Genomic DNA, 21294 nt, shown 5'->3' on the forward strand with positions numbered 1-21294 from the left:
CGGGTCACGCCTCCGGCGGCAGCCGGAGCTGCAGCATGGCCAGCAGGCGCTCCTCCGGGCGGGAGAGGTCGAGGGAGGTGAGCTGTTCCGCGCGGCGGACGCGGTAGCGGAGGGTGTTGGGGTGGATGTGCAGGGCCGCCGCCGCCGCGCGGACGTCGCCGAAGGCGTCGAGCCAGGCCAGGACGGAGGCGGCGAGGCGGCCGCCGTGCTCGGCGTCGTGGGCGAGCAGCGCCGTCAGGCGCGGGTCGCGGACGGCAGGGGCGGCCGCCAGCAGGCCGAGGGTCTCGGCCAGCAGCACCTGCGCCCGGACCTGGGCGAGGTCGGCGACCTGCGCGTCGACCCGCCCGGAGGCCATCGCGTCGAGGATCCGATCCGCCTCCCGGCGCGACGCGGCGGTGCCGGAGAGCGCGGGGACGACCTCGCCGACCGCGCCGCGGACGACGACGGGCGGTGCGCCCGCCGCGGAGAGGTGGCGGGTCGCGGCCTCGGCCAGCTCGCGGGTCCAGCCGAGCAGGGTCGCGGGCGCGACGCCGCGCGGGAGCTCCGGCAACAGCACGTAGACGCGCTCCTCGACCGCGGCCGTCAGCGCGCTGCGGTGGCGGGCCGCGGCGTGGACGGCCATCAGGCTCAGCGTCTCCTCGCGGTGCAGCTCGTCCGAACCGGGCCCCGAGCCCGGCAGGGCGAAGCCGAGCACGGCCGCGGGACGCTTCGCGTCCAGCCCGAGGTGTCCAGCCAGCGACTGCGCGCCGGTGGTGCCCTCCAGCACCCCGGAGAGCAGACTCTGGGTGAGCCGCAGCTCCGAGCTGACCGAGCGCCGCCGCCGCATCAGCTGCAGTGCCGCGACGCGCGCCGCGCCCAGCAGCGCCTGGTCGGCGCGCTCGGCGAGCGGCGTCGCGCCCTCCTGGACCCAGATCGTGCCCAACTGCCGTTCCCCTGACCGGATCGCGACGACGAGGCGGCGGCGCAGGCCCAGCTCCGGGTGCTCGTCGATGGCGACGACCGAGTCGCCCGCCCGCAATCGCTGGAACACCCCCCACTCGCGCAGCTTCGACAGGTACGGCTCGGGCCCCTGCCAGCCGAGGATGGTGAGCCGGCGCAGGTCGTCGATCTCGTCGGAGTCCGCCGAGCGGGAGTAGGCGAGGATTCGGTTGGCGGTGTCCTCGATACTGACGATGCCGCCGGTCAGCACGGCCGTGGTCTGCGCGAGGGCGAACAGGTCGCCCTCCTCCGCGCCGCCCTCGGCGGGCAGCGGGCGGCCGCTGCCGAGCGCGGCGCGCGCCAGCGCGTCGAGGTGCTCCCAGCGGACCTCGCGGCGCACGGACAGCAGCGCGATGCCCGCCTGCTCGGCGAAGTCACGCAGCGTGTCGCGCTGGGCGGGGGAGTCGATGCGCACCGCCACGGCGGCGGCCCCTGCCGCCGCCGCGGCCCGCAGCGCCGGGATCGCGGCGCGCCCCCGCACGCCGATGGCGAGCACCAGCTCGCCCGGCCGGGCTGCCGGCGGGTCCTCGGGGTCCAGCAGCCCGACGTCGACGGCCTCCACGTCGAGCCCGGCCGGTGCGCACTGGAGCTCGACGACAGGCTCGCCCAGCGACATCAGCAGCTGCCGCAGGGTGATCCCGACGGGGACCGGCGCGGGGAAGGGGAGGCCGCCCGCGGGGCCGCCTGCGGGGCCGCCTGCACGGCTGCCCGTGGCGTCGCCCGTGGCGTCGCCCGCGGGGCCGCCCACGGGGTCGCCTGCCGCGTCGCCCATGCCGTTGTCCGATCCGACATGCTCCATACCTGGATGCTATGCGACCGGACAAAGAGGAGCCCTGCCCGCGAGGCCTAGCGTGAGCATCGACGCGAGAACCGCGTCGTCCAGATCCGTTCGCGGATGTCCTCCGCATGCACCACGACTGCATGCGGCGGACAACCGGCGGTCCGATCCTGAGGACACCTCGACACCTCCAGAACTCGATGAGGAGCAGGCGCGTGTTGGACGCTGTGACCCAGATTCCGACGCCGGTCAACGAGCCGGTGCACAGTTACGCTCCGGGCTCCGCCGAGCGGGCCCGTCTCGAGGCGGAGCTGAAGCGTCTGGGCAGCCAGGCGCCCGTCGAGCTCACCATGACCATCGGCGGCGCCAAGCGCCTCGGTGGTGGCGAGCCGATCGACGTGGTCCAGCCGCACCGTCACGCCGCGGTGCTCGGCACCATGCGCAACGCGACCCAGGACGACGCCCGCGACGCCGTCGAGGCGGCCCTCGCGGCCGGTCCGGCCTGGCGTGCCCTCTCCTTCGACGACCGCGCCGCTGTCTTCCTCCGCGCCGCCGACCTGCTCTCGGGCCCCTGGCGCGAGACGCTGGCCGCCGCGACCATGCTGGGCCAGTCCAAGACCGCGCAGCAGGCCGAGATCGACACCCCGTGCGAGCTCGTCGACTTCTGGCGCTTCAACGTCCACTTCGCCCGCCAGATCCTGGCTGAGCAGCCGATCTCCTCGCCGGGCGTGTGGAACCGCACCGACCACCGCCCGCTCGAGGGCTTCGTCTACGCGATCACGCCGTTCAACTTCACCGCGATCGCCGGCAACCTGCCGACCGCCCCGGCCCTGATGGGCAACACGGTGGTCTGGAAGCCGTCCCCCACCCAGCAGTTCGCCGCGCACCTGCTGATGCAGTTGCTGGAGGAGGCGGGCCTGCCCAAGGGCGTCATCAACATGGTGACCGGCGACGGCCTGGCCGTCTCCGAGGTGGTGCTGAAGCACCAGGACCTGGCCGGCATCCACTTCACCGGCTCGACCGCCACCTTCCAGCACCTGTGGAAGACGGTCGGCGAGAACATCGCCACCTACCGGACGTACCCGCGCCTGGTCGGCGAGACCGGTGGCAAGGACTTCCTGATCGCCCACCCGTCCGCCGACCCGGCGGCGCTGTCCACCGCGCTGGTCCGCGGCGCGTTCGAGTTCCAGGGCCAGAAGTGCTCGGCGCTGTCCCGCGCCTACGTCCCGGCCTCGCTGTGGGCGCAGATCAAGGACGACGTCAAGGCCACCACCGAGTCCCTGACCATGGGTGACGTGGCGGACCTGTCCAACTTCATGGGCGCCGTCATCGACGCGCGCTCCTTCGCCAAGAACAAGGCCGCCCTGGAGCGCGCCGCCGCCGACCCGCAGGTCGAGATCCTCGCGGGCGGCACCTGCGACGACTCCGAGGGCTACTTCGTCCGCCCGACCGTCCTGGTCGCCGCCGACCCGGCCGCGGAGTACTTCCGCGACGAGTACTTCGGCCCGATCCTCGCCGTGCACGTCTACGAGGACGACGCATGGCAGGCGACGCTCGCGCAGATGGAGTCGGCCTCCTCGTACGGCCTGACCGGCGCCGTCTTCGCCACCGACCGCGCGGCGATCGCGGAGGCGGCCTCCGTGCTGCGCTTCGCGGCCGGCAACTTCTACGTCAACGACAAGCCGACCGGCGCCGTCGTCGGCCAGCAGCCCTTCGGCGGCGGCCGCGCATCCGGCACCAACGACAAGGCCGGCGCCGCGCAGAACCTGCTGCGCTGGACCTCGGCGCGCTCCATCAAGGAGACCTTCGTCCCGCCGACGGACCACCGCTACCCCCACATGGGCTGACACCTCGTCGCGTCACCCGTCCCCCCGTCGCCGCCACGGCGACGCCCCTGAGCCGCCGCGCCCCCTCAACTCCCCCCGTGGAGGGGGCGCGGCATCCAGGCCCCACGTGCTTCTCCTCTCCTCCGCGCCCTGGAGTTCTTGACATGCTCCGTTCCACCCTGCTCGCGGCCTCCCGCTCCCCGCGCTCCCGCAAGCTCATCGAGCAGCTGCCCCCCACCCGCGCCATCGTCAACCGCTTCGTCGCGGGCGAGACCCTGGTCGACGGCGTCGCCGTGACCCGCGACCTGGTCGCCACCGGTCGCCGGATCACCCTCGACCACCTCGGCGAGGACACCTCCGACGCGTCGCAGGCCGCGGCCACCGCCGAGGCCTACGAGAAGCTGCTCGCCGCGCTCTCCGAGAGCGGTCTCGCCGACCGCGCCGAGGTCTCCGTCAAGCTGTCCGCGGTCGGCCAGTTCCTGCCCCAGGACGGCGAGAAGGTCGCGCTCGACAACGCCCGCCGCATCTGCGAGGCGGCCGCCGCGGTCGGCACCACGGTCACCCTCGACATGGAGGACCACACCACCACCGACTCCACCTTGGGCATCGCCCGCGAGCTGCGCGCGGACTTCCCCTGGCTCGGCGTCGTCCTCCAGGCCTACCTGCACCGCACCGAGGCCGACTGCCGCGAGTTCAGCGGCCCCGGCAGCCGCGTCCGCCTCTGCAAGGGCGCCTACCAGGAGCCGGCCACGGTCGCCTTCCAGAAGAAGTCCGAGGTCGACCTCTCCTACGTCCGCTGCCTCAAGGTCCTGATGGCGGGCGAGGGCTACCCGATGATCGCCTCCCACGACCCGCGCCTCATCCGCATCGCGGGCGAGCTGGCCGCCTCGAACGGCCGTGCGGCGGACTCCTTCGAGTACCAGATGCTCTACGGCATCCGTCCGGAGGAGCAGGAGCGCCTCATCGCCGAGGGCAACACCATGCGTGTCTACCTCCCCTACGGCAACGAGTGGTACGGCTACTTCATGCGCCGCCTCGCGGAGCGCCCGGCCAACCTCACCTTCTTCCTCCGCGCGCTGGCCACCAAGAGCTGACGACCAGCGCTGTGCCGTCGACCTTTGGCGGAGCCGTACTCGGCTCCGCCACAGGTCGTTTGTGAGGGTCTCCTCCACGGCCGGGCGGTGGGGTGTGGTCTGACGGAGTGACAGACCATCCTGCGAGACAGCCTGTAGTCAGGCGGTCACCGCGCCTGTAGCGTGCTGTTCGAACGCGCGGTTCGAAGTCCAGCTGTACCGGCAGTCCGAGGGCCAGGGCGATCACACCCAGGGGGTGCGCGTGGTGCGTGCCCGCGTCCGACAGGAGACAGGAATGGCTCAGGGCACCGTCAAGTGGTTCAACGCGGAGAAGGGCTTCGGCTTCATCGAGCAGGCCGACGGGGGGCCGGACGTCTTCGTCCACTACTCCGCGATCAACTCCTCCGGCTACCGCGAGCTCAACGAGGGCGAGGCCGTGACGTTCGAGGTCGAGCAGGGCCCCAAGGGTCCGCAGGCCGCCAACGTGACGCGCGGCTGACCAGACGCGACGCGGAGCCCCGCTGCCCGGACGACGGGCGGCGGGGCTCTGGCCTTGCGCCGTAGGGCGCGTCACGCTTCCGGGTGAGGGGTACCCGGAATGGCGGAGCGCGGACGGTGGCAGGTCCACCATGGTCTCCGTCGGGTACGAACGACTGACGGGAGCTCACCATGTCGAACCCGCCGGACTGGAGACGCCTGGTCGACCACGTCGCGTCGATCCCCGAGCGGGTCTACGAGCACTGGGTGCCCGGGACGGGGTGGGACAACATCACGCAGTTCGGCGCCGAGTACGGGTGGAACGGCGTGCCGTGGTGCGCGATCTTCGAGTGGTGCATGTTCCACGACGTGGGGCTGGACGCGATCGTGCCGAAGACGGCAGCCGTCGCGGAGCTGGCGTCGTGGGCGCAGGCCCACGGGCAGTGGTCGGAGTATCCGTCGGTCGGGTCGCTGACGATCTTCGGTGGGGATGTGCACACCGAGATCGTGACGGGGTTCGACGCCGACAACGTCTACACCAAGGGCGGCAACTCCATTCAGGCCGGGGCCACGGACGACGGCCAGGGGAATGGCGTGTGGTCGCACCAGCACGCGCGCCGAGATCCGTACGTCACCGGGTATCTCGCGCCGCGCTTCCCGGACGGAGTGTGCCCGCCGACCGCGGATCCCGTGGATCCGCGGGGCGGGCGGGCGGTGGGGGCATGGCGGTGGATTCCGCTGCCCGCGCCGGGTCCCGCTCCCGTCCCCTCGCCGCAGCCCGCGCCCGGGTACGCGGAGGAGACGGTGCTGGCCTATCTGCCGCCGATTCCGGCCGACGCCGACACCGATGTGCCGGTTGAGCCTGCCGGGACGGACGCGGCACCGGGCGGCGGGGCGCGGAACGGGCCGATGTGGCTGTGCGTCACCCCGCAGGGCGCCGACGGGAGCGTCGCGGTGTCGATGCGGACGGACGGCACGTGGGGCGCGCCGGTGGAGCATGCCGTGGCCGTCGCAACGGGCAAGCTGGTGCTCCCGCTGCCGACGGACGGCTCGGTCGACGTGGTGCGGCTGCGCTCTACGGTTCCGTTGCAGGGGTATGTGACCGGGCGCCAGGTGGGGTGACGCGGCCCTGCGGCGGCTGGCCTCGCCGCTTTGGTCCGCGTGCCGGGCCGGGCCGGGGCCGCGGGCATCGGGTTCGCGGGCCGGGGCCGCGGGGGATCGGGGCCGCCGGTATCGGCTTCGCGTGTCGTGGCTGCGGGCCGGGGCCGCGGGCATCGGAGCCCCAGTATTGGGTTCGCGAGTCGCGGCTGCTGGCTGCTGGCTGGGCTGCGGGTCGGGTTCGGGGGTGGGCGTCAGCCGGCCAGCTGTGTCGCGGTGCCGAGCCAGATCTGGGCAGCGGTCTGGATCGGGAGCTGGAGCGCCTCGCAGAGGCCGACGATCGTGCCGAAGCCGGGGCTCGGCATGCGGCCCGCCTCGATCTTGCGCAGGGTCTCCGGCGAGATGCCCGCGGTCCGGGCGATCAGCTCCGGATCGCGTCCCGCGCGGGCCTCGCGCAGCAGCGCGCCGAGGCGGCGGCCGGACTCGACCTGCTCGGGGGTGAGAGGGATGCGGACCATGCCCCCATCGTAGTCGGTATTAATGTACCGGGCTTATGCTACGCTCGGGCCCAGTGAGGTATTTAAATACCGACGACCTGCGAGGAAGGGGCTCGATGATCGAGCTGAAGTCCGCCGAGGCGATCGACAAGATGGCGGTCACCGGCCGTTTCGTCGCCGAGACGCTGGCGGAGCTCTCCGCCCTGGCCCGCCCTGGCGTGAACCTGCTCGACCTGGAGCGTCGCGCCCGACGCCGTGTCGAGGAGCGCGGCGCCGTCTCCTGCTACTGGGACTACGCGCCCTCCTTCGGCAGCGGCCCCTTCCGCAACGTCATCTGCCTGTCGGTCAACGACGCGGTGCTCCACGGCCGGCCGCGCCACCAGGTGCTGCGCGACGGCGACGTGCTGAGCCTGGACTTCGCCGTCTCCATCGACGGCTGGGTCGCTGACTCCGCCGTCACCGTCCTCGTCGGCACGCCGCGCGAGCAGGACGCGCGGCTGGTCGAGTCCACGCGGGCGGCACTCGACGCCGGGATCGCCGCGGCTGTGCCGGGGGCCCGCATCGGGGACGTGTCGGCGGCGATCGGCGCGGTGGCCGCGGCGCACGGCTACCCCGTCAACATGCAGTTCGGCGGTCACGGGCTCGGCCGCACCATGCACGAGGACCCGCACGTCCCCAACAAGGGCCGCCCGGGGCGCGGCCTGAGGCTCCAGCCCGGCATGACCCTCGCCCTCGAACCGTGGTGGTCGGCGAGCACGGACGAGATCCGGGTGGACGACGACGGTTGGACGCTCCGCTTCGCCGACGGCTCGCGCGGCGCGCACTCCGAGCACACGGTCGCGATCACGGAGGACGGTCCGCGTGTGCTGACCCGGCTAGCGCAGTAGCAGGTAGGCGAAGCAGGCCGCGCTCAGCAGCCACAGCAGGAGCGCGGGACGTGCGTGTCGCCGGCGGAGAGACACAGGCGCGGAGGGGGCGGGTGTGGGCGGCCAGGCTCCGGTGGGGGCGGCCGTGCCGGGCCGCGTGTGAGGCGGCGTCGGTCCTGTGCCGCCGGGCATGGGCCGTCGGGGATCCGGGGGTATGAAGGGTCCCTGCCGTCCCTGCTGGGCCGTCGGCGCCGCCGTGCCTGCACCCGCGCCGACCGGTGCGGGTGCAGGCACGGGCGCGGGGTACCCGGCCGGCGCCCCGGCCTGCTGCTGTGGTGACCCCCAGGGCTCGGCCGCCTCGACCGGAGTGCCGTAGCCTCCGCCCGGAGGCGTCGGGGTCGGCGCGTCCGCGGTGGTCCCCCAGCGCATCGCCGCGGGCGTCCACTCGTACGTGAGGCCGTCCTCGGCGAGGGCCCCGCTCCAGGCGCGGCCGTCGAGGTCCTGGCGCCAGCGGTGGCGCTGGGCGTCCGTGAGGTGCACGCTCAGCTCGTGCAGACGCGGCGGCTCGTCCGTCGCCGGGCCGGGGACGTCGATCTGCTCGACGGCCTGGACGTCCGCGGGATCGGCGAGTGCGGTGCCGCGCCAGAAGCACTGGACGTCGAGGATCGGCAGGTGGCTGGGGTTCCGGACGACCACGCTCCAGCCCGTGGGGCGCCCGGCGTCCGCGACCTGCGGCACCGATCGGAGCCGGACGACCAACTGGTTGAGCTGCCAGATCCGTTCGGCCTCCGCGCGCTCGCGCTCGTGCGCGGCGTCCTCCAGCGCGCGCAGTCGCTCCCGCTCGGACCTCTCCGCCGCGGCCTCCGCGCGACGCCGCTCGGTCTCCACCCGGCGTCGTTCCGCGTCCCGTTCGGCCACGCGGTGTTCGTCCTCGACGCGTGCCCGCTCGCGCGCGGCCTCACGTGCCTCCGTGATCCGCCGACGGTGATCCGAGATACTGATCCACAGCGCGGACAGCGTGCTGAGGATGCCGACGACGGCCGTTGTCTCCGCGATCACGACCCCAAGCCTGACGGACGATCACCCGTCATGTCCACGCTGGCCCGTGACCGAGTCGGCAGCGGCGTGCCCGCGAGGCCTCGCGGCCACGCCGGAGCGCCGGCAGGTCAGGATCCTGCGGGCCAGCTGATCTGGGTGGAGTGGTAGTAGTTCACCCCCATCGTCTTCCACCGCGGGCCCTGCGCGCCGAGGCGCGCGGCGAACGCGGTCTGGTCGTGGGTGGACCACGGCGACCAGCCGAGCTCGGCGAGGGCCGGGAGGCGTGGGAAGGCCATGTAGTCGATGTCCGCGGAGGTGACGATGGTCTCCGTCCACAGCGGGCCCTCCACGCCCGCCACCTCGGAGCCGGTGACGCCGGTGAGGTAGTCGCCCGGGTCCCAGCCGTAGGCGGTGTCGACGTCGACGAGGCCCGCCCAGGTCTGGCCGAGCTTGGTGCGGTGGTTGTACTTCATGTCCAGGTAGGCGTGGTTGGCCGGGGACATCACGACCTTGGTGCCGTCGGCCGCCGCGGCGGCGAGGGCGGGGTCGCTGGTCGTGGTGTCCCAGAACTGGGCCTGCGCGCCCGCGGGCGGGGTGCCCGCGTCGGTGATGTCGTGCCAGCCCATCACGGACTTGCCGTGCGCGATGACGATCCGCTCGACCTTGTCGACGAACGTCGCGTAGTCCGCCGCCGAGGTCGAACTCGCCTCGTCCCCGCCGATGTGCAGGTAGGGGCCCGGGGTCAGTGCGGCGAGCTCGCCGAGCACCTGGTCCACGAAGGTGTAGGTGAGCGGCAGGGGCACGCACAACGAGCTGAAGCCCACGTTGGTGCCGGTGTAGCGGGAGGGCACCACGCCGTCGCAGTTGAGCGACGCGTACGAGGCGAGCGCGGCGTTGGTGTGGCCCGGGATGTCGATCTCCGGGACCACGGTCATGAAGCGGGAGGCGGCGTAGGCGACTACCGCGGAGTAGTCGGCCTGCGTCCAGTAGCCGCCCGCACCGCCGCCGACCTCGGTACTGCCGCCGTAGACGGCCAGGTTGGGCCAGCTGTTGATCGCGATGCGCCAGCCCTGATCGTCGCTCAGGTGCAGATGCAGGTAGTTGATCTTGTAGAGGGCCAACTCGTCGATGTAGCGCTCGACCTGGGCCACGGTGAAGAAGTGGCGGGCGAGGTCGAGCATCGCGCCGCGGTACCCGAAGCGCGGATAGTCCAGGATCGTGCCCCCGGCGACCGTCCACGGGCCGGGCCGCACCGAGGCGCTCATCACCGCGCCGGGCAGCAACTGCAGCAGTGTCTGCACGCCGTGGAAGAGCCCGGCGGGCTGCTGCGCCTGGATCAGCACGCCGGTGGCCGTCACCGTCAGCTGGTAGCCCTCGGCTCCGACGGTCCCCGGCGCGCCGGAGAGGGAGAGGGCGATCGTGCCGGGGCTGCTCGTCGCCACGGTGAGCGGGAGCGCGTAGCCGGTCGACGCGCGCAGGATCCCGGCGAGGTAGCCGCCGGTGCCGGCGTCGTCCGAGGTGATGGTGGCGCCGGCCGGCAGGGTGAACGTCGAACCGTTCCCGGTCTCGCTGACCGGAACCGGCACGACGGTGTTCGGGAAGGCGCTCGCCGCCGCGGCCGGGCCCGCGCCGGCACTGAGGCCGGCGCAGACCAGACCGAGGACGGTCAGCACCACGAGGAGCAGGCGACGCGGACCGGGTCGGGACATCGAGGACCTCACCCCGCCACCGTGTCGGACTTCGCCACGTTCCAGCCCGAGAGGCTGACCACCGGCGTCGCGCCCTGCAGGTCCGCCGAGTCGTAGCTCGCCGTGAGCGTCTCCGACTCGCCCGGCCACAGGGTGACGTCGTTGTCGCTCCAGATCGAAGACTTGACCTCGTTGTCGCCGGACAGCTCGGCGCCGCTCGCCGTGCCGCGGCGCAGGTCGGCACGGAGGAAGAAGCCGACCGCGGGCGTGCTGGAAGTGTTGGTGACGGTGACCGTCACCAGCTTGTCGGAGCCGTTCGGACCCGCCTGGTCGCTCGTGGTGGCGGCGACCGAGACCGTCGCCGGGGCGAGGCCGCGCAGCGCGGTCAGGTTGGCGTACGAGGACATGGACGCCTGCGGCTGTCCGATGGTCTTGCTCCAGTTGACGACGTCGGACGTGGTGTTGTTCCAGTAGACGTTGCGGTCCACCAGCACTCCGTTCTGACGCAGCAGCAGTTCGACGAAGTAGACCGTGCCCGCGGCCGTGGGGATCTTCGGCGTGAGCACCTTGTTCCGTACCTGCTGCGAGGCGAGGGAGAGCGAGCCGCTGGTCTGGTCGTCGAGCAGGGAACCGGCGGTGGTGTAGACCTTCGCCTCGACGCTCAGTCCACTCTGCGCCGCGCCGCCGAGGTTGTCCACGGTCACGGTGTCGTTGTCGAGGGCGTAGAGGGCGTGCAGCGGACGATTGGCCTTCTGGGCCCCGAAGAACGCGCCCGCCTGGTCGCCGTCGTTGTTCCACAGGGACCACAGCAGCGTCGGCCAGCCCTTGTTGAGCTGCCAGTAGACCGTGCCGGTGGCCGGGGCCGGGCTCTTGGTGGAGTGGTCGACGAAGGCCTCGAACTGGGCGCGGGTGTCCTCGTAGTTCTGGACCTGCGCCTCCTCCACGTACTGGGCGAGGCTGGTGGGTGCGCCGTAGCGGTCGGTGATCGCCTGGTCGAGGTTGTAGCCGGTGCCGAAGTGGTAGCCGGTGTGCCGGGTGCCCTCGTAGTTGTCGTGGTACTGGTTCGCGCCGGGGCTCTGCCACAGCGCGGTCTGGTCGGCGGGGGACAGGAAGCGGTTGATCGAGTCGAGCGTGGGGATGGTGTCGCCCGCGCTCTGCTCGCTGTCGTACCCCCAACTGCCGCCCGCGTTGGTGAGGGTGGAGTCACCGCTGTTCTCGTGGCTGGTGTCGTACCAGTAGCTGGGCGGCACCCAGTCGTACGGTCCCTCCTTCTCGCCCGAAGCGCCGAGCTGGGGACTGGAGTTGTACTCGGCGGAGGAGATGAACGGCCCCGGGTAGTCGGCGGCGGCGAAGCCCTTCAGGGCCAGGCTCTCCTGGGTCGCGGTGGGGGCGTTGTCGCTCCACTGGAAGCTGAACACCGAGGGGTGGTTGCGCAGCACCTGCCCGACGGACTGGGCCGTCAGCTGGTAGTTCGCCTGCTGGGCGGCGGTGTAGCTGGTGTTCTCCCAGAAGTCGCAGCACTGGTAGCCGGCGTTGACCAGGATGCCGGCGGCGTCCATCTGCTGGTACCAGTCGGAGGGCATCAGGTGGCCCTCCAGGCGGATGGTGTTGACGCCCATCGCCTTGAACAGCCCGATCTGCTGGGCGGTGTCGGCCGGGTCGTAGCGCAGGAACAGATCCGGATCCCAGCCGCCGCCGCGGATCACCAGCGGCACGTTGTTGATCCTGAACGCCCGCACCCCGCTCGGCGCCATCGTGCCGGCGCCGGTGAGGGAGGAGGTGACGGTGCGGATGCCGAAGGTCTCGCTGGTCGCGTTGAGTGTGGCGCCGTTCTGGACGACGGAGGTCGTCAGCGTGTAGAGCGGCTGCCCGCCCAGCTGGTAGGGCCACCAGATCTGCGGGGAGGCGATCGTGAGGGAGGGGAAGGCGGTGGGCGTGAAGCTCACCGTCTGCGTGCTGCCGGCCGGGACCGTCACGCTCTGGCTGACCGTGACGGGCGTGCCGCCGGTGCCCGGCGGGGTCACGGTCGCGCCGACCGTGCCGGTCTGCGCCGCGCCGCTGGTGTTGGTGACGGCGACCTTGACGGTGAGGGCCGAACTGGAGAGGTCGGCCGCGGTGTTCTGGTCGACGTGGGCGTCCCCGACGACCAACGGCCCGCCGGTCTGGAGCTGGACGGGGAACTGGATGCCGGTGTTGTTGTCCGGCGGTATCTGCGTCCAGTCGACGTTGTCGAGGGTGGCCATCGTGGTCGGATTGTTCGGGTAGACCTCGATGGCGACGGAATTGGCGCCCGAGCGGAGCAGCTTCGTCACGTCGAGGGCGTTGCGGGCGTAGTCGCCGCTGACGGTCGCGGAGGTGGCGACCTCGGTGCCGTTGACCCAGACGTCCGCCTGCCCGACGACTCCGTTGAGAATCACCTCGGCGTGCTGACCGGCGGGCGGCGCGGTGAAGTCGGTGCGGTACCACCAGGGGACGGAGAACTGCGCGAGGGTGTCCGCGCCCACCTTGGTCATCTGCCCGAAGCAGCTCTTCATGGTCGTGGAGTAGAAGACGTTCGGGCAGGAGCCGTTCTGCAGCAGGGCGTTGATCTCGGTGCCGGGCGCGCCGCCGCCGTCGTCGGCGACGGAGAGCCAGCCCGCGGTGTCGAAGCCGGGAGTGGAGATGGCGGCTCCGCCCTGGGTCGCGGTGGCCGAGGTGAGCACCTTCCAGCCGGTGCCCGCGCCGAGGTTGCTGACGGCGGTGGATCCGGTGGCGGGATCGGCGAAGACGGCGGTCGCCGCCCCCCGAGCCCGAGTGCCGTGGGAGCTCAGGGAGTTGTGGGGGTTCGGGGAGGCGGCGCTGGGAGCACTGAGGGAGACCGCGGCGAGGCAGGCCGCGACGGCGAGGACTCCGGTGCGTGGGGAGCGTACTAAGGACATGGTGCACTACCCCTCTCTTGTTAAGTTAATTAACTTAACTTTGCCTGAGCGGAGAGGGCAAGGGGTGGGAGAGCCGGAGTGCGGGTCTTTCGTGATGGGTCAGGCGGCGGCGGCCAACTCCTGGACGCGGCCCCGGCTCTCCGCGCTGCGCGCGGAGAGGTAGGCGTCCAGGAGCAGCGCGTAGCGCTCGCGCTCCGAAGGCGTGAGCGCACGGCCGCGCGCGCCCTGAACAAGGGCGCGGATACGGGCGTTGGCCACCTCCACAGGGGAGAGCGGCGTGAGGACGTGCGCGTTCAACATGCGAGCAATCTATCGTCCGCGACTGACAACGCGCCTGCGAGATTCCTGAAGGAGGGTTGAGAGCTGCCGGGACAGGGAAAAGTGGTCGGCTCGCCGGCTCCTCGTCCGGCCGCCGACCAGGGCTAGCCAGGGGGTGGGGGCGGCTGGCGTTCAGTCAGTTGGCGGCGGCACTCCGGTGCGAGGTGCGGGTAGGCCGCGCCGATGGCCTCGTAGACGCGGCGGCGCAGCAGATGTTCGGCCTCGGCGCGGCCGATGCTGCCGTGCAGGCCGTCGAGGACGGCGTCGTAGTCGGTGAGCGCGTGACGCAGGTAGTTGACCTGCCAGCGGCGCAGCGCGCCCGGTTCGGCGGCGGCGACGCGGGCCGGGGTGGCGTCGTGGGCGGCGAGGCGGCAGGCGCGCTGCGCGTCGCGTTCGTTGCGATGGGCGACGGCGCGGCGGGTGAGGCACTCCGGCGCGAGCCGGGGGACGCGGATGTGCAGGCCCGCGACCTCGGCCAGGACGGCTCGACGACGGCGTTCCGACGCCGCGCGGGAGCAGGCGGCCCGGCGGGAGGCGGCGCTCGCGAGCGCCGCGAACGCGTCGGTCGCCTCGGCGGACTCGACGCGCGCGGCGGAGTAGCGTCGGGAGGGCGCGGCGCCGCGGAAGCGCGGGTTGCGGACGGTCAGGTCGGGCGCGCCGAGCAGCTTGGCGACCATGCTGGGCGTCCAGCCGCGGTGGCGCAGGTCCGCCAGTGAGAGATGGCGCAGCCCGTGGACGCAGGCGGGCGACGTCGGGTGCGGGCTCGGGTGCGGGTGTGGGTTCGGATTCGGGCGCGGGGGAGTGTGGGCGTTCATGGCGACCCCGACAGGTTGGTGCGGTTGCTTGCGGGTCCGGTCTAGCCGGGCCCACTGACAGCGTCCGCGACAGCGACTAGAGTCGAGGAGTCAAGAGTCATGTGACATTGCATCCGCATGGCAGCATTTCCGGCAGGAGGCACGACGGTGGGCGCTGAGTCGGTGTGGAGCGTGGACCCGCGAACGGGCGAGCCGCGCGGGGACGGGCCCGTGGCCGAGGTATCCGGTCCGGCAGCGGTGGACGCGGCCGTGCGGGCCGCCCACGCGGCGCTGCCGGCGCTCGCCGACCGCGCGCGCCGGGCGGCGCTTCTGCGCGCCGCGGCCGAGCGCCTTCACGCCGTCGGGCCCGAGCTGGTCGCAGCGGCCGAGGCGGAGACCGCGCTCGGGTTTCCCCGGCTGACCGGCGAACTCGCCCGGACCGTCTTCCAACTGCGCTACTTCGCCGATCTCGTCGACCGGGCCGCCGAGCCCGGCGGCTTCCTCGACATCCGCCGCGACAGCGCGGACCCGGGGCTGACACCGCCCCGTCCGGACCTGTACCGGACGAAGCTGCCGCTCGGCGTCGTCGGCGTGTTCGCGGCGAGCAACTTCCCGTTCGCGTTCAGCGTCCCCGGCGGCGACACGGCGAGCGCGCTCGCCGCCGGCTGCCCCGTGGTCGTCAAGGCGCACCCCGACCACCCGGAGAGCTCCGCGCGCATGGCGGCCGCCCTGCGGGAGGCCGCGCGCGAGGTGGGCCTGCCGGAGGGAACGATCGGGCTGGTCCACGGCTTCGAGGCCGGTCCCGAGCTGGTCCGGCACCCGTTGCTGGCCGGCGTCGGCTTCACCGGCTCGGCGCGTGGCGGGCGGGCGCTGTTCGACCTGGCGGCGGCCCGGCCGCGCCCGATCCCGTTCCACGGCGAACTGGGCAGCCTCAACCCGGTGCTGATCACCGAGGCGGCGCTCACCGTGCCGGGAGCCGGCACCGCGGAGGCGAGCGCGGGAGAGGCCGGCACGGCAGCGGCGAGCACGGGAGCGGCAAGTGCGGCCGAGGAACTGGCGCGCGGGCTCGTCGGCTCGTTCACGCTCGGGACAGGCCAGTTCTGCACCAAGCCCGGCCTGGTGCTGGTGCCCGCGGGGGCGGCCGGGGACGCGTTCGAGAAGGCCGTGGCCGACGCGGCCGCGCAGGCTCCGGCCGGGGTCCTGCTCGACGCGCGGATGCGCGAGGCATTTCTGGACGGCTTCGCCCGCCGGGCCGCGCTCGCGGACGTGCAGACCGTCGCCCCGGCCGCTTCCGCCCCGACCCCCGAGGCTCCGCTCGCCGTCCGCCCCGGCGTTCTGAGCGTCCCGGCTCCCAGCGCCCTGCGCGGCTCGCACGAGGCCCTGCTGGAGGAGTGCTTCGGCCCCGCCACGGTCCTCGTCCGCTACGCGGATCCGGCCGAGGCCGACGCGATCCTCTCCCGCCTCGACGGCTGCCTCACCGCCACCCTGCACACCCCCGCCGCCGACCCCGAGGCACCCGCCCTCCTCGGCGCGCTCGCCCGCTTCGCCGGCCGGGTCCTCTTCGGCGGCTGGCCGACGGGCGTCGCCGTCGCCGACGCCATGCACCACGGCGGCCCCTACCCTGCCTCCACCTCCACCGCCACCTCCGTCGGCGCCACCGCCGTCGAACGCTGGCTGCGCCCGGTCTCCTTCCAGACCGTCCCGGACGCCCTGCTGCCACACTGACCGAAAACCCCGAGGCGGAGCGCGGGCACCGCTGGCAGGATGCGTCGCCATGGCGACGTCGGGGGAGCGAGGAGGGACGCCCGCCGAAAGACGGGCGAAAGGCGGAGCGGCCGGAGCGGGCGACGGCCGCGGAGGGGAGGCCGCCGCCGCGCCCGACGGCGGTCGGCCGCTGCACCGGACCGGGGACTACCTGCTCCTGTGGTGGGGGCAGAGCACCAGCAGTGCCGGCGACGCCGTCAGTTCGGTGGCGTTGCCGCTCCTGGCGATCGAGACGCTGCACGTCGACGCGTTGCAGAACGGGGTGCTGCGCGCCGCCGAGCAGGTGGCGGCGCTGTTCGCACTGCCGCTCGGCATCGTGGTGGACCGGATGCGCAGGCGGCGGCTGATGATCGGCACCGACGTGGCGCGGCTGCTCGTCACCCTGCTCGTCGCGGCTGTGGCCCTGCTCGGACAGCTCACCTACCTGCTGGTGATCGCCGTCGCGCTGGCCATGGGACTGCTCGACTCCCTCTTCGCCATCGCCTACCAGAGCCACCTGCCGGACCTGCTGGAGGAGCGTCATCGCGTCGCCGGCACCGCACAGCTGGGCACGGGCAAGTTCGGCGCGCTGACCGCCGGGTACGCGCTCGGCGGCGTCCTGGTGGCGGCCGTCGGCGCGGCCCGCGCCCTGGTGGTGGACGCCGGGTCCTTTCTGGTCAGCGCGGTCACCCTGCTGGCGGTGCGGCGGCCGGACCCGCGTCACGGGCCCCGAGGAGCGGAGGGAGGCGAGTGGACCGACTCCACCGGGCAGGCCGGGAAGGCGAGTGGCGTGCGGGCCGAACTCGCCCTCGGTGTGGACCTCCTGCGTGAGAACCGGCGCCTCGCCGTGCTCGCCTGGGCGACGACCGGGATCTCCTTCGCCTTCTCCCTGTCCGTCGCCGTGGAGATGCTCTTCCTGGTGCAGGACCTGCACGCCTCCGCGTTCGGGGTGGGCGTGGTCTACGCCGCCCCGGTCGCCGCGGGCGTGCCCGGCAGTTGGCTGTCCGTGCGCCTGATGCGCCGCCACGGGCCGGAGCGGGTGATGCGGGGCGCCATCGTGCTGTACGCCCCGGCCGTCGCCGCACCGGCGTTCGCGCCGAGCGGCTCGGCCGGACTGGTGGTGGCGGGGGCGGCGTGGACGGTGCTGATCCTGGTGTCCAGCGCGTACAACGCCTGCAACAACGTGCTGCGCCAGGACCTGACCGCCGCGGCGGTCAGGGGTCGCGTCAACGCCCTGCTCCGGGCGATGGCAGCGAGCGCCAAGCTCGTCGCCCTGCTGGTCGGCGGCGCTCTGGGCGTGGTGCTGGGTCTTCGGGGCGCTCTGGTCGCGGCCGCCGTGGCGGCCCTTGCGCCGACGTTCCTGCTGCTGGCCACCGGGGCAGAGCGGAGCGGGCCGTTGCGGGGCACCGCCTGCCTTCGGATCCGGGGCGGCCGGGAATAGCATGATCCCCATGTCTGCCCTCACTCGCGCCGAAGCGGAGGGACGTCGACGGCTGCTCGATGTCCGCGCCGTGTCCGTGGACCTCGACCTGACCGTCGGGGCCGAGGTGTTCCGCTCCGTCACGGTCATCGCGTTCGGGTGCCGGACGCCCGGAGCAGGGACGTTCGTGGACGTGAAGCCCGCCGCGCTGCGGCGGGTGGTGCTGAACGGGCGGGAGCTGGATCCGCGGGCGCTGGAGGACGGGCGGTTCCCGCTGCAGGGGCTGGCCGCCGACAACGAACTGCTGGTCGAGGCGGACATGGCCTACTCGCGCACCGGAGAGGGCATGCACCGCTACGTGGACCCGGCCGACGGCGAGGTCTACGTCTACACCCAGGCCTTCCTGGACGAGGGCCCCCGGATCTTCGCCGCCTTCGACCAGCCGGACCTCAAGGCGCCCTACCAGGTCGGTGTGACCGCGCCCGCCGAGTGGACCGTCGTCGCGAACGCCAACGCCGTGGGCGAGCGCGAGCCGGTGCCGGGACGCGGGGACGCGGCCGTGACGCGGTTCGCGCCTACCGCGCCGATCAGCAGCTACCTGGTGTGCGTGGTGGCCGGGCCGCTGCACTCGGTGCGCTCCGAGCACGACGGCATCCCGCTCGGCCTGCACTGCCGCCGCTCGCTGGCCCCCTATCTCGACGCCGACGCGGAGGAACTGCTCGCCGTCACCCGGCAGTGCTTCGACGCCTACCACGCGCTCTTCCGCCAGCGGTACCCGTTCGGCGGCTACGACCAGTGCTTCGTGCCGGAGTTCAACGTCGGCGCGATGGAGAACCCGGGCTGCGTCACGCTCCGCGACACCTTCCTCTTCCGTTCCGCCGTCCCCGACACCGAGCGGGAGCACCGGGCGATCGTCGTCGCCCACGAGATGGCGCACATGTGGTTCGGCGACCTGGTCACCATGCGTTGGTGGGACGACCTCTGGCTGAACGAGTCCTTCGCCGAGTACATGGGCTTCCGCGTCGTCGCCGACGCCACTCGCTACGAAGGCGCGTGGACCGGGTTCGCGTCCACGAAGGCGTGGGGACGCGACGCCGACCAGCGGCCGTCCACCCATCCCGTCGCACCCGAGGCCGTCGCCGACACCGCGGCGGCGCTGCAGAACTTCGACGGCATCTCCTACGCCAAGGGCGGAGCGGCGCTGCGGCAGCTCGTCGCCTGGCTCGGCGACGAGGCGTTCTTCGAGGGCGTCAACCGCCACTTCGAGGCGCACGCCTTCGGCAACGCCACCCTCGACGACCTGCTCCAGTCGCTCGCCGCCTCCAGCGGACGCGACGTGCACGCCTGGGCCGAGCGGTGGCTGCGCACCACCGGCCTGGACACCCTGCAGGCGGTCGACGGCGCGCTGCGCCAGAGCTCCGCGGACGGCGTGCTGCGGCCGCACCGCATCACCGTCGGCAGCTACGACCGCATGGCGGACGGCGTCCTGATGCTGCGCAGGCGCGACGCGGTGGAGCTGCAGGACGGCAAGGCGGAGCCGCTTCAGGAGCCGCTCGGCGAGCTGCTCGTGCCCGACGACACCGACCTCGCCTTCGCCAAGATCCGGCTGGACGAGCGGTCCTGGGCCGTCGCCAGGGAGTCGCTGGGCCGGATCCCCGACGAGCTGGCCCGTGTGGTGATCTGGAACAGCGCCCGCGACCTGGTCCGGGACGGCGAACTGCCCGCCGAGGAGTACCTCGACCTGGTCGCCGCGCACCTGCCGGGCGAGTCCTCGGTCCATCTCGTGCAGGACGTGCTGGCGTTCGCGCGCCGCGTCGTGGTGGACCAGTACCTGACGCCGCAGCGCCGCTCGGCGGAGCTGGCCCGCCTCGGCGAGGTCTGCCGCGGCCTGCTGCGTCGGACCGAGGGGAACGCGCAGGCAGCCGGTCTGCGGCTGGTGGCCGTGCGCGGGCTGATCGACGCGGCGCTCGCGCCCGTCGAGCAGGCCGAGCTGCGGGAGTGGCTGGCCGAGGGCGCGGTCCCCGGCGGCCCCGAGCTGGACCCGGCGCTGCGCTGGCAGCTGCTGCTGCGCCTGAGCGTGCTCGGGTCGGCCGACGAGGAGGAGATCGCCGCCGAGGCCGAACGCGACCCGAGCGCGACCAGCGCCGAAGGGGCGGCCCGCTGCCGCGCGGCGCGCCCGGACCGCGACGCCAAGCAGACCGCCTGGAAGGCGGTCTTCGGCGGGGAGCTCTCCAACTACCTGCTCGCCGCCACCATCGACGGCCTCTGGCAGCCGGAGCAGCACGAGCTGCTCGACGAACTCGGCCTGCCGGAAAGCTTCTTCGCGGCGGCGGGCGAGGCCGCGGCGCAGCGCGGCGCGGCCGTGGCCCGGCTGCTGACCTCGGCCGGGGGCTTTCCCACGTACGCCGCCACGCCGGAGGTGCTGGCCGCTGGCGAACGCGAACTCGCCCGTGAGGACCTGAGCGTCGCGCTGCGGCGCGGACTGACGGACCGCCTGGACGACCTGCGCCGTGCTGTGCGCGGCCGGACCCTGGCGGGCTCCGACGCGGGCCAGGCGGAGGGTGACCTCGAGGAGGGGGAGCGATGAGCACGATCCTGCACGTGAGCGGGCGGGTCCTGGTCGGGCCCGAGGACGTCCGCGACGAGCTGTGGGTCGTCGACGGCCGGATCAGCTTCACCGCGCCGACCGGCGGGGAGGTACGGACCGTGCACGGCTGGGTCCTGCCCGGCCTGACCGACGCCCACTGCCACGTCGGTCTCGACGCCCACGGCGCCGTCGACCGGGCGACCAGCGAGAAGCAGGCCCTCGCCGACCGCGACGCGGGCGCGCTGCTGCTGCGGGACGCCGGCTCCCCGGCGGACACCCGCTGGGTCGACGAGCGTGAGGACCTGCCCCGGATCGTCCGGGCCGGCCGCCACATCGCCCGGACCCGCCGTTACATCCGCAACTACGCCCACGAGATCGAGCCGGACCAGCTCGCCGAGTACGTCCGCCAGGAGGCGCGGCGCGGCGACGGCTGGGTCAAGCTCGTCGGCGACTGGATCGACCGCGATCTCGGCGATCTCGGTCCCTGCTGGCCCCGCGAGGCCCTGGCGGCCGCGATGGCGGCCGCGCACGAGGAGGGCGCGCGCGTCACCGCCCACGTCTTCGGCGAGGACTCGCTGCGCGACCTCGTCGAGGCGGGCATCGACTGCATCGAGCACGCGACGGGCCTGACCGAGGACCTCATCCCGCTGTTCGCGGAGCGCGGCGTGGCGATCGTCCCGACGCTGGTCAACATCGCGGGCTTCCCGGAGCACGCGAAGGCGGGCGAGGCCAAGTTCCCCGCCTACGCGCGCCACATGCGGGCGCTGCACGCGCGCCGCTACGACACCGTCGCGGCGGCCTACGAGGCGGGCATCCCCGTCTACACCGGCACCGACGCGGGCGGCTCCCTCCCGCACGGGCTCATCGCCCAGGAGGTCGCGGAGCTCGTGCGGGCCGGTCTGCCCGCGCAGGCCGCGCTCTCGGCGACGACCTGGGGCGCGCACGCCTGGCTGGGCCGGCCGGGCCTGGAGGAGGGCGCGCGGGCGGACTTCGTCGTCTACGACGAGGACCCGCGCGCGGACGTGCGGGTCCTGGCGGCCCCTCAGCAGATCGTCCTGAACGGACGGGCACTCAGGGCGTGACCGAGGTCGGCGGGTTGCATTCCGCACCGACCGGGGCGCATGGGGTGAAAACGCGCCGGGTGGTCCTCGCGCGGGCGGCTGCTCACGCCCCTGGCATGGACAAGTGCATGCGG

At 73.2% G+C, this 21294-nt stretch carries 16 protein-coding genes; 9 read left to right on the forward strand and 7 right to left on the reverse strand.

Features of this window, described 5'->3' with window-relative positions:
- Positions 1-4: 4 nt before the first annotated feature.
- Positions 5-1777 (reverse strand): PucR family transcriptional regulator, encoded by a 1773-nt coding sequence (locus tag TR48_RS01145; RefSeq protein ID WP_236651947.1) that lies wholly within the window; start codon positions 1775-1777, stop codon positions 5-7.
- Between the two features lie 197 nt (positions 1778-1974).
- On the opposite strand from TR48_RS01145, the gene pruA reads away from it, so the two are divergent.
- The 4 genes from pruA to TR48_RS38515 all read left to right on the forward strand — a co-directional run bounded on the left by pruA (position 1975) and on the right by TR48_RS38515 (position 6254).
- On the forward strand, positions 1975-3603 hold the full coding sequence (gene pruA, locus TR48_RS01150) for an L-glutamate gamma-semialdehyde dehydrogenase (RefSeq protein ID WP_042363938.1): 1629 nt from the start codon (positions 1975-1977) through the stop codon (positions 3601-3603).
- A gap of 143 nt (positions 3604-3746) precedes the next feature.
- Positions 3747-4676 (forward strand): proline dehydrogenase family protein, encoded by a 930-nt coding sequence (locus tag TR48_RS01155; RefSeq protein WP_042363837.1) that lies wholly within the window; start codon positions 3747-3749, stop codon positions 4674-4676.
- A gap of 274 nt (positions 4677-4950) precedes the next feature.
- The gene (locus tag TR48_RS01160; protein ID WP_042363838.1) at positions 4951-5154 is read left to right on the forward strand and encodes a cold-shock protein; all 204 of its coding nucleotides are present in this window, start codon (positions 4951-4953) and stop codon (positions 5152-5154) included.
- A gap of 170 nt (positions 5155-5324) precedes the next feature.
- Positions 5325-6254, forward strand: coding sequence for a hypothetical protein (locus TR48_RS38515; RefSeq protein WP_052442313.1), 930 nt, complete (start codon positions 5325-5327; stop codon positions 6252-6254).
- A 230-nt stretch (positions 6255-6484) separates the two neighbouring features.
- On the opposite strand, the gene TR48_RS01170 is transcribed toward TR48_RS38515, so the two are convergent.
- On the reverse strand, positions 6485-6748 hold the full coding sequence (locus TR48_RS01170) for a helix-turn-helix domain-containing protein (RefSeq protein WP_042363839.1): 264 nt from the start codon (positions 6746-6748) through the stop codon (positions 6485-6487).
- A gap of 95 nt (positions 6749-6843) precedes the next feature.
- Here TR48_RS01170 and map point away from each other — a divergent pair, with 95 nt between their 5' ends.
- Positions 6844-7614: a type I methionyl aminopeptidase gene (map, locus tag TR48_RS01175; RefSeq protein WP_042363840.1), complete on the forward strand. Its 771-nt coding sequence runs from the start codon at positions 6844-6846 to the stop codon at positions 7612-7614.
- Here map and TR48_RS01180 read toward each other — a convergent pair.
- From TR48_RS01180 to TR48_RS01200, 5 genes are all read right to left on the reverse strand, one after another.
- Positions 7603-8652 (reverse strand): hypothetical protein, encoded by a 1050-nt coding sequence (locus TR48_RS01180; RefSeq protein WP_042363841.1) that lies wholly within the window; start codon positions 8650-8652, stop codon positions 7603-7605. The two genes, map and TR48_RS01180, sit on opposite strands and share 12 nt — an antisense overlap.
- Before the next feature lie 107 nt (positions 8653-8759).
- Positions 8760-10340 (reverse strand): beta-N-acetylhexosaminidase, encoded by a 1581-nt coding sequence (locus TR48_RS41490; protein WP_042363842.1) that lies wholly within the window; start codon positions 10338-10340, stop codon positions 8760-8762.
- A gap of 8 nt (positions 10341-10348) precedes the next feature.
- Entirely contained in the window at positions 10349-13237 is a 2889-nt protein-coding gene (locus tag TR48_RS41495; protein ID WP_152627735.1) for a glycoside hydrolase family 2 protein, read from the reverse strand.
- 99 nt (positions 13238-13336) lie between these two features.
- Complete coding sequence (locus TR48_RS01195) at positions 13337-13537, reverse strand: hypothetical protein (RefSeq protein ID WP_042363843.1); 201 nt, start codon at positions 13535-13537, stop codon at positions 13337-13339.
- 122 nt (positions 13538-13659) lie between these two features.
- Positions 13660-14370 (reverse strand): hypothetical protein, encoded by a 711-nt coding sequence (locus TR48_RS01200; RefSeq protein ID WP_236651948.1) that lies wholly within the window; start codon positions 14368-14370, stop codon positions 13660-13662.
- A gap of 147 nt (positions 14371-14517) precedes the next feature.
- Here TR48_RS01200 and TR48_RS01205 point away from each other — a divergent pair, with 147 nt between their 5' ends.
- From TR48_RS01205 to TR48_RS01220, 4 genes are read left to right on the forward strand one after another with little or no spacing between them, the layout of a single operon-like run.
- Positions 14518-16074 carry an aldehyde dehydrogenase family protein gene (locus TR48_RS01205; protein ID WP_042363844.1) on the forward strand — a complete coding sequence of 519 codons (1557 nt, stop codon included), beginning with the start codon at positions 14518-14520 and terminating at the stop codon, positions 16072-16074.
- A 49-nt stretch (positions 16075-16123) separates the two neighbouring features.
- Positions 16124-17533 (forward strand): MFS transporter, encoded by a 1410-nt coding sequence (locus tag TR48_RS01210; protein ID WP_042363845.1) that lies wholly within the window; start codon positions 16124-16126, stop codon positions 17531-17533.
- 10 nt (positions 17534-17543) lie between these two features.
- Positions 17544-20099, forward strand: a complete 2556-nt coding sequence (gene pepN, locus TR48_RS01215) for an aminopeptidase N (protein WP_042363942.1) — start codon at positions 17544-17546, stop codon at positions 20097-20099.
- Positions 20096-21181 (forward strand): amidohydrolase family protein, encoded by a 1086-nt coding sequence (locus TR48_RS01220; protein WP_042363846.1) that lies wholly within the window; start codon positions 20096-20098, stop codon positions 21179-21181. The genes pepN and TR48_RS01220 overlap by 4 nt, the downstream gene beginning before the upstream one ends.
- Positions 21182-21294: the final 113 nt, after the last annotated feature.

This window comes from Streptacidiphilus neutrinimicus, from assembly GCF_000787815.1.
GTDB classification, from domain to species: Bacteria; Actinomycetota; Actinomycetes; order Streptomycetales; family Streptomycetaceae; genus Streptacidiphilus; species Streptacidiphilus neutrinimicus.

Excerpts from the sequence above, each read along its gene's own strand:
- TR48_RS01195 (WP_042363843.1), bottom strand. The coding sequence starts at position 13,537 with ATGTTGAACGCGCACGTCCTCACGCCGCTCTCCCCTGTGGAGGTGGCC.
- pepN (WP_042363942.1), top strand. The coding sequence starts at position 17,544 with ATGTCTGCCCTCACTCGCGCCGAAGCGGAGGGACGTCGACGGCTGCTC.
- TR48_RS01210 (WP_042363845.1), top strand. The coding sequence starts at position 16,124 with ATGGCGACGTCGGGGGAGCGAGGAGGGACGCCCGCCGAAAGACGGGCG.
- TR48_RS01155 (WP_042363837.1), top strand. The coding sequence starts at position 3,747 with ATGCTCCGTTCCACCCTGCTCGCGGCCTCCCGCTCCCCGCGCTCCCGC.
- TR48_RS01200 (WP_236651948.1), bottom strand. The coding sequence starts at position 14,370 with ATGAACGCCCACACTCCCCCGCGCCCGAATCCGAACCCACACCCGCAC.
- TR48_RS01145 (WP_236651947.1), bottom strand. The coding sequence starts at position 1,777 with ATGGAGCATGTCGGATCGGACAACGGCATGGGCGACGCGGCAGGCGAC.
- TR48_RS01170 (WP_042363839.1), bottom strand. The coding sequence starts at position 6,748 with ATGGTCCGCATCCCTCTCACCCCCGAGCAGGTCGAGTCCGGCCGCCGC.
- TR48_RS41495 (WP_152627735.1), bottom strand. The coding sequence starts at position 13,237 with ATGTCCTTAGTACGCTCCCCACGCACCGGAGTCCTCGCCGTCGCGGCC.
- map (WP_042363840.1), top strand. The coding sequence starts at position 6,844 with ATGATCGAGCTGAAGTCCGCCGAGGCGATCGACAAGATGGCGGTCACC.
- TR48_RS01160 (WP_042363838.1), top strand. The coding sequence starts at position 4,951 with ATGGCTCAGGGCACCGTCAAGTGGTTCAACGCGGAGAAGGGCTTCGGC.
- TR48_RS01220 (WP_042363846.1), top strand. The coding sequence starts at position 20,096 with ATGAGCACGATCCTGCACGTGAGCGGGCGGGTCCTGGTCGGGCCCGAG.
- TR48_RS41490 (WP_042363842.1), bottom strand. The coding sequence starts at position 10,340 with ATGTCCCGACCCGGTCCGCGTCGCCTGCTCCTCGTGGTGCTGACCGTC.
- TR48_RS38515 (WP_052442313.1), top strand. The coding sequence starts at position 5,325 with ATGTCGAACCCGCCGGACTGGAGACGCCTGGTCGACCACGTCGCGTCG.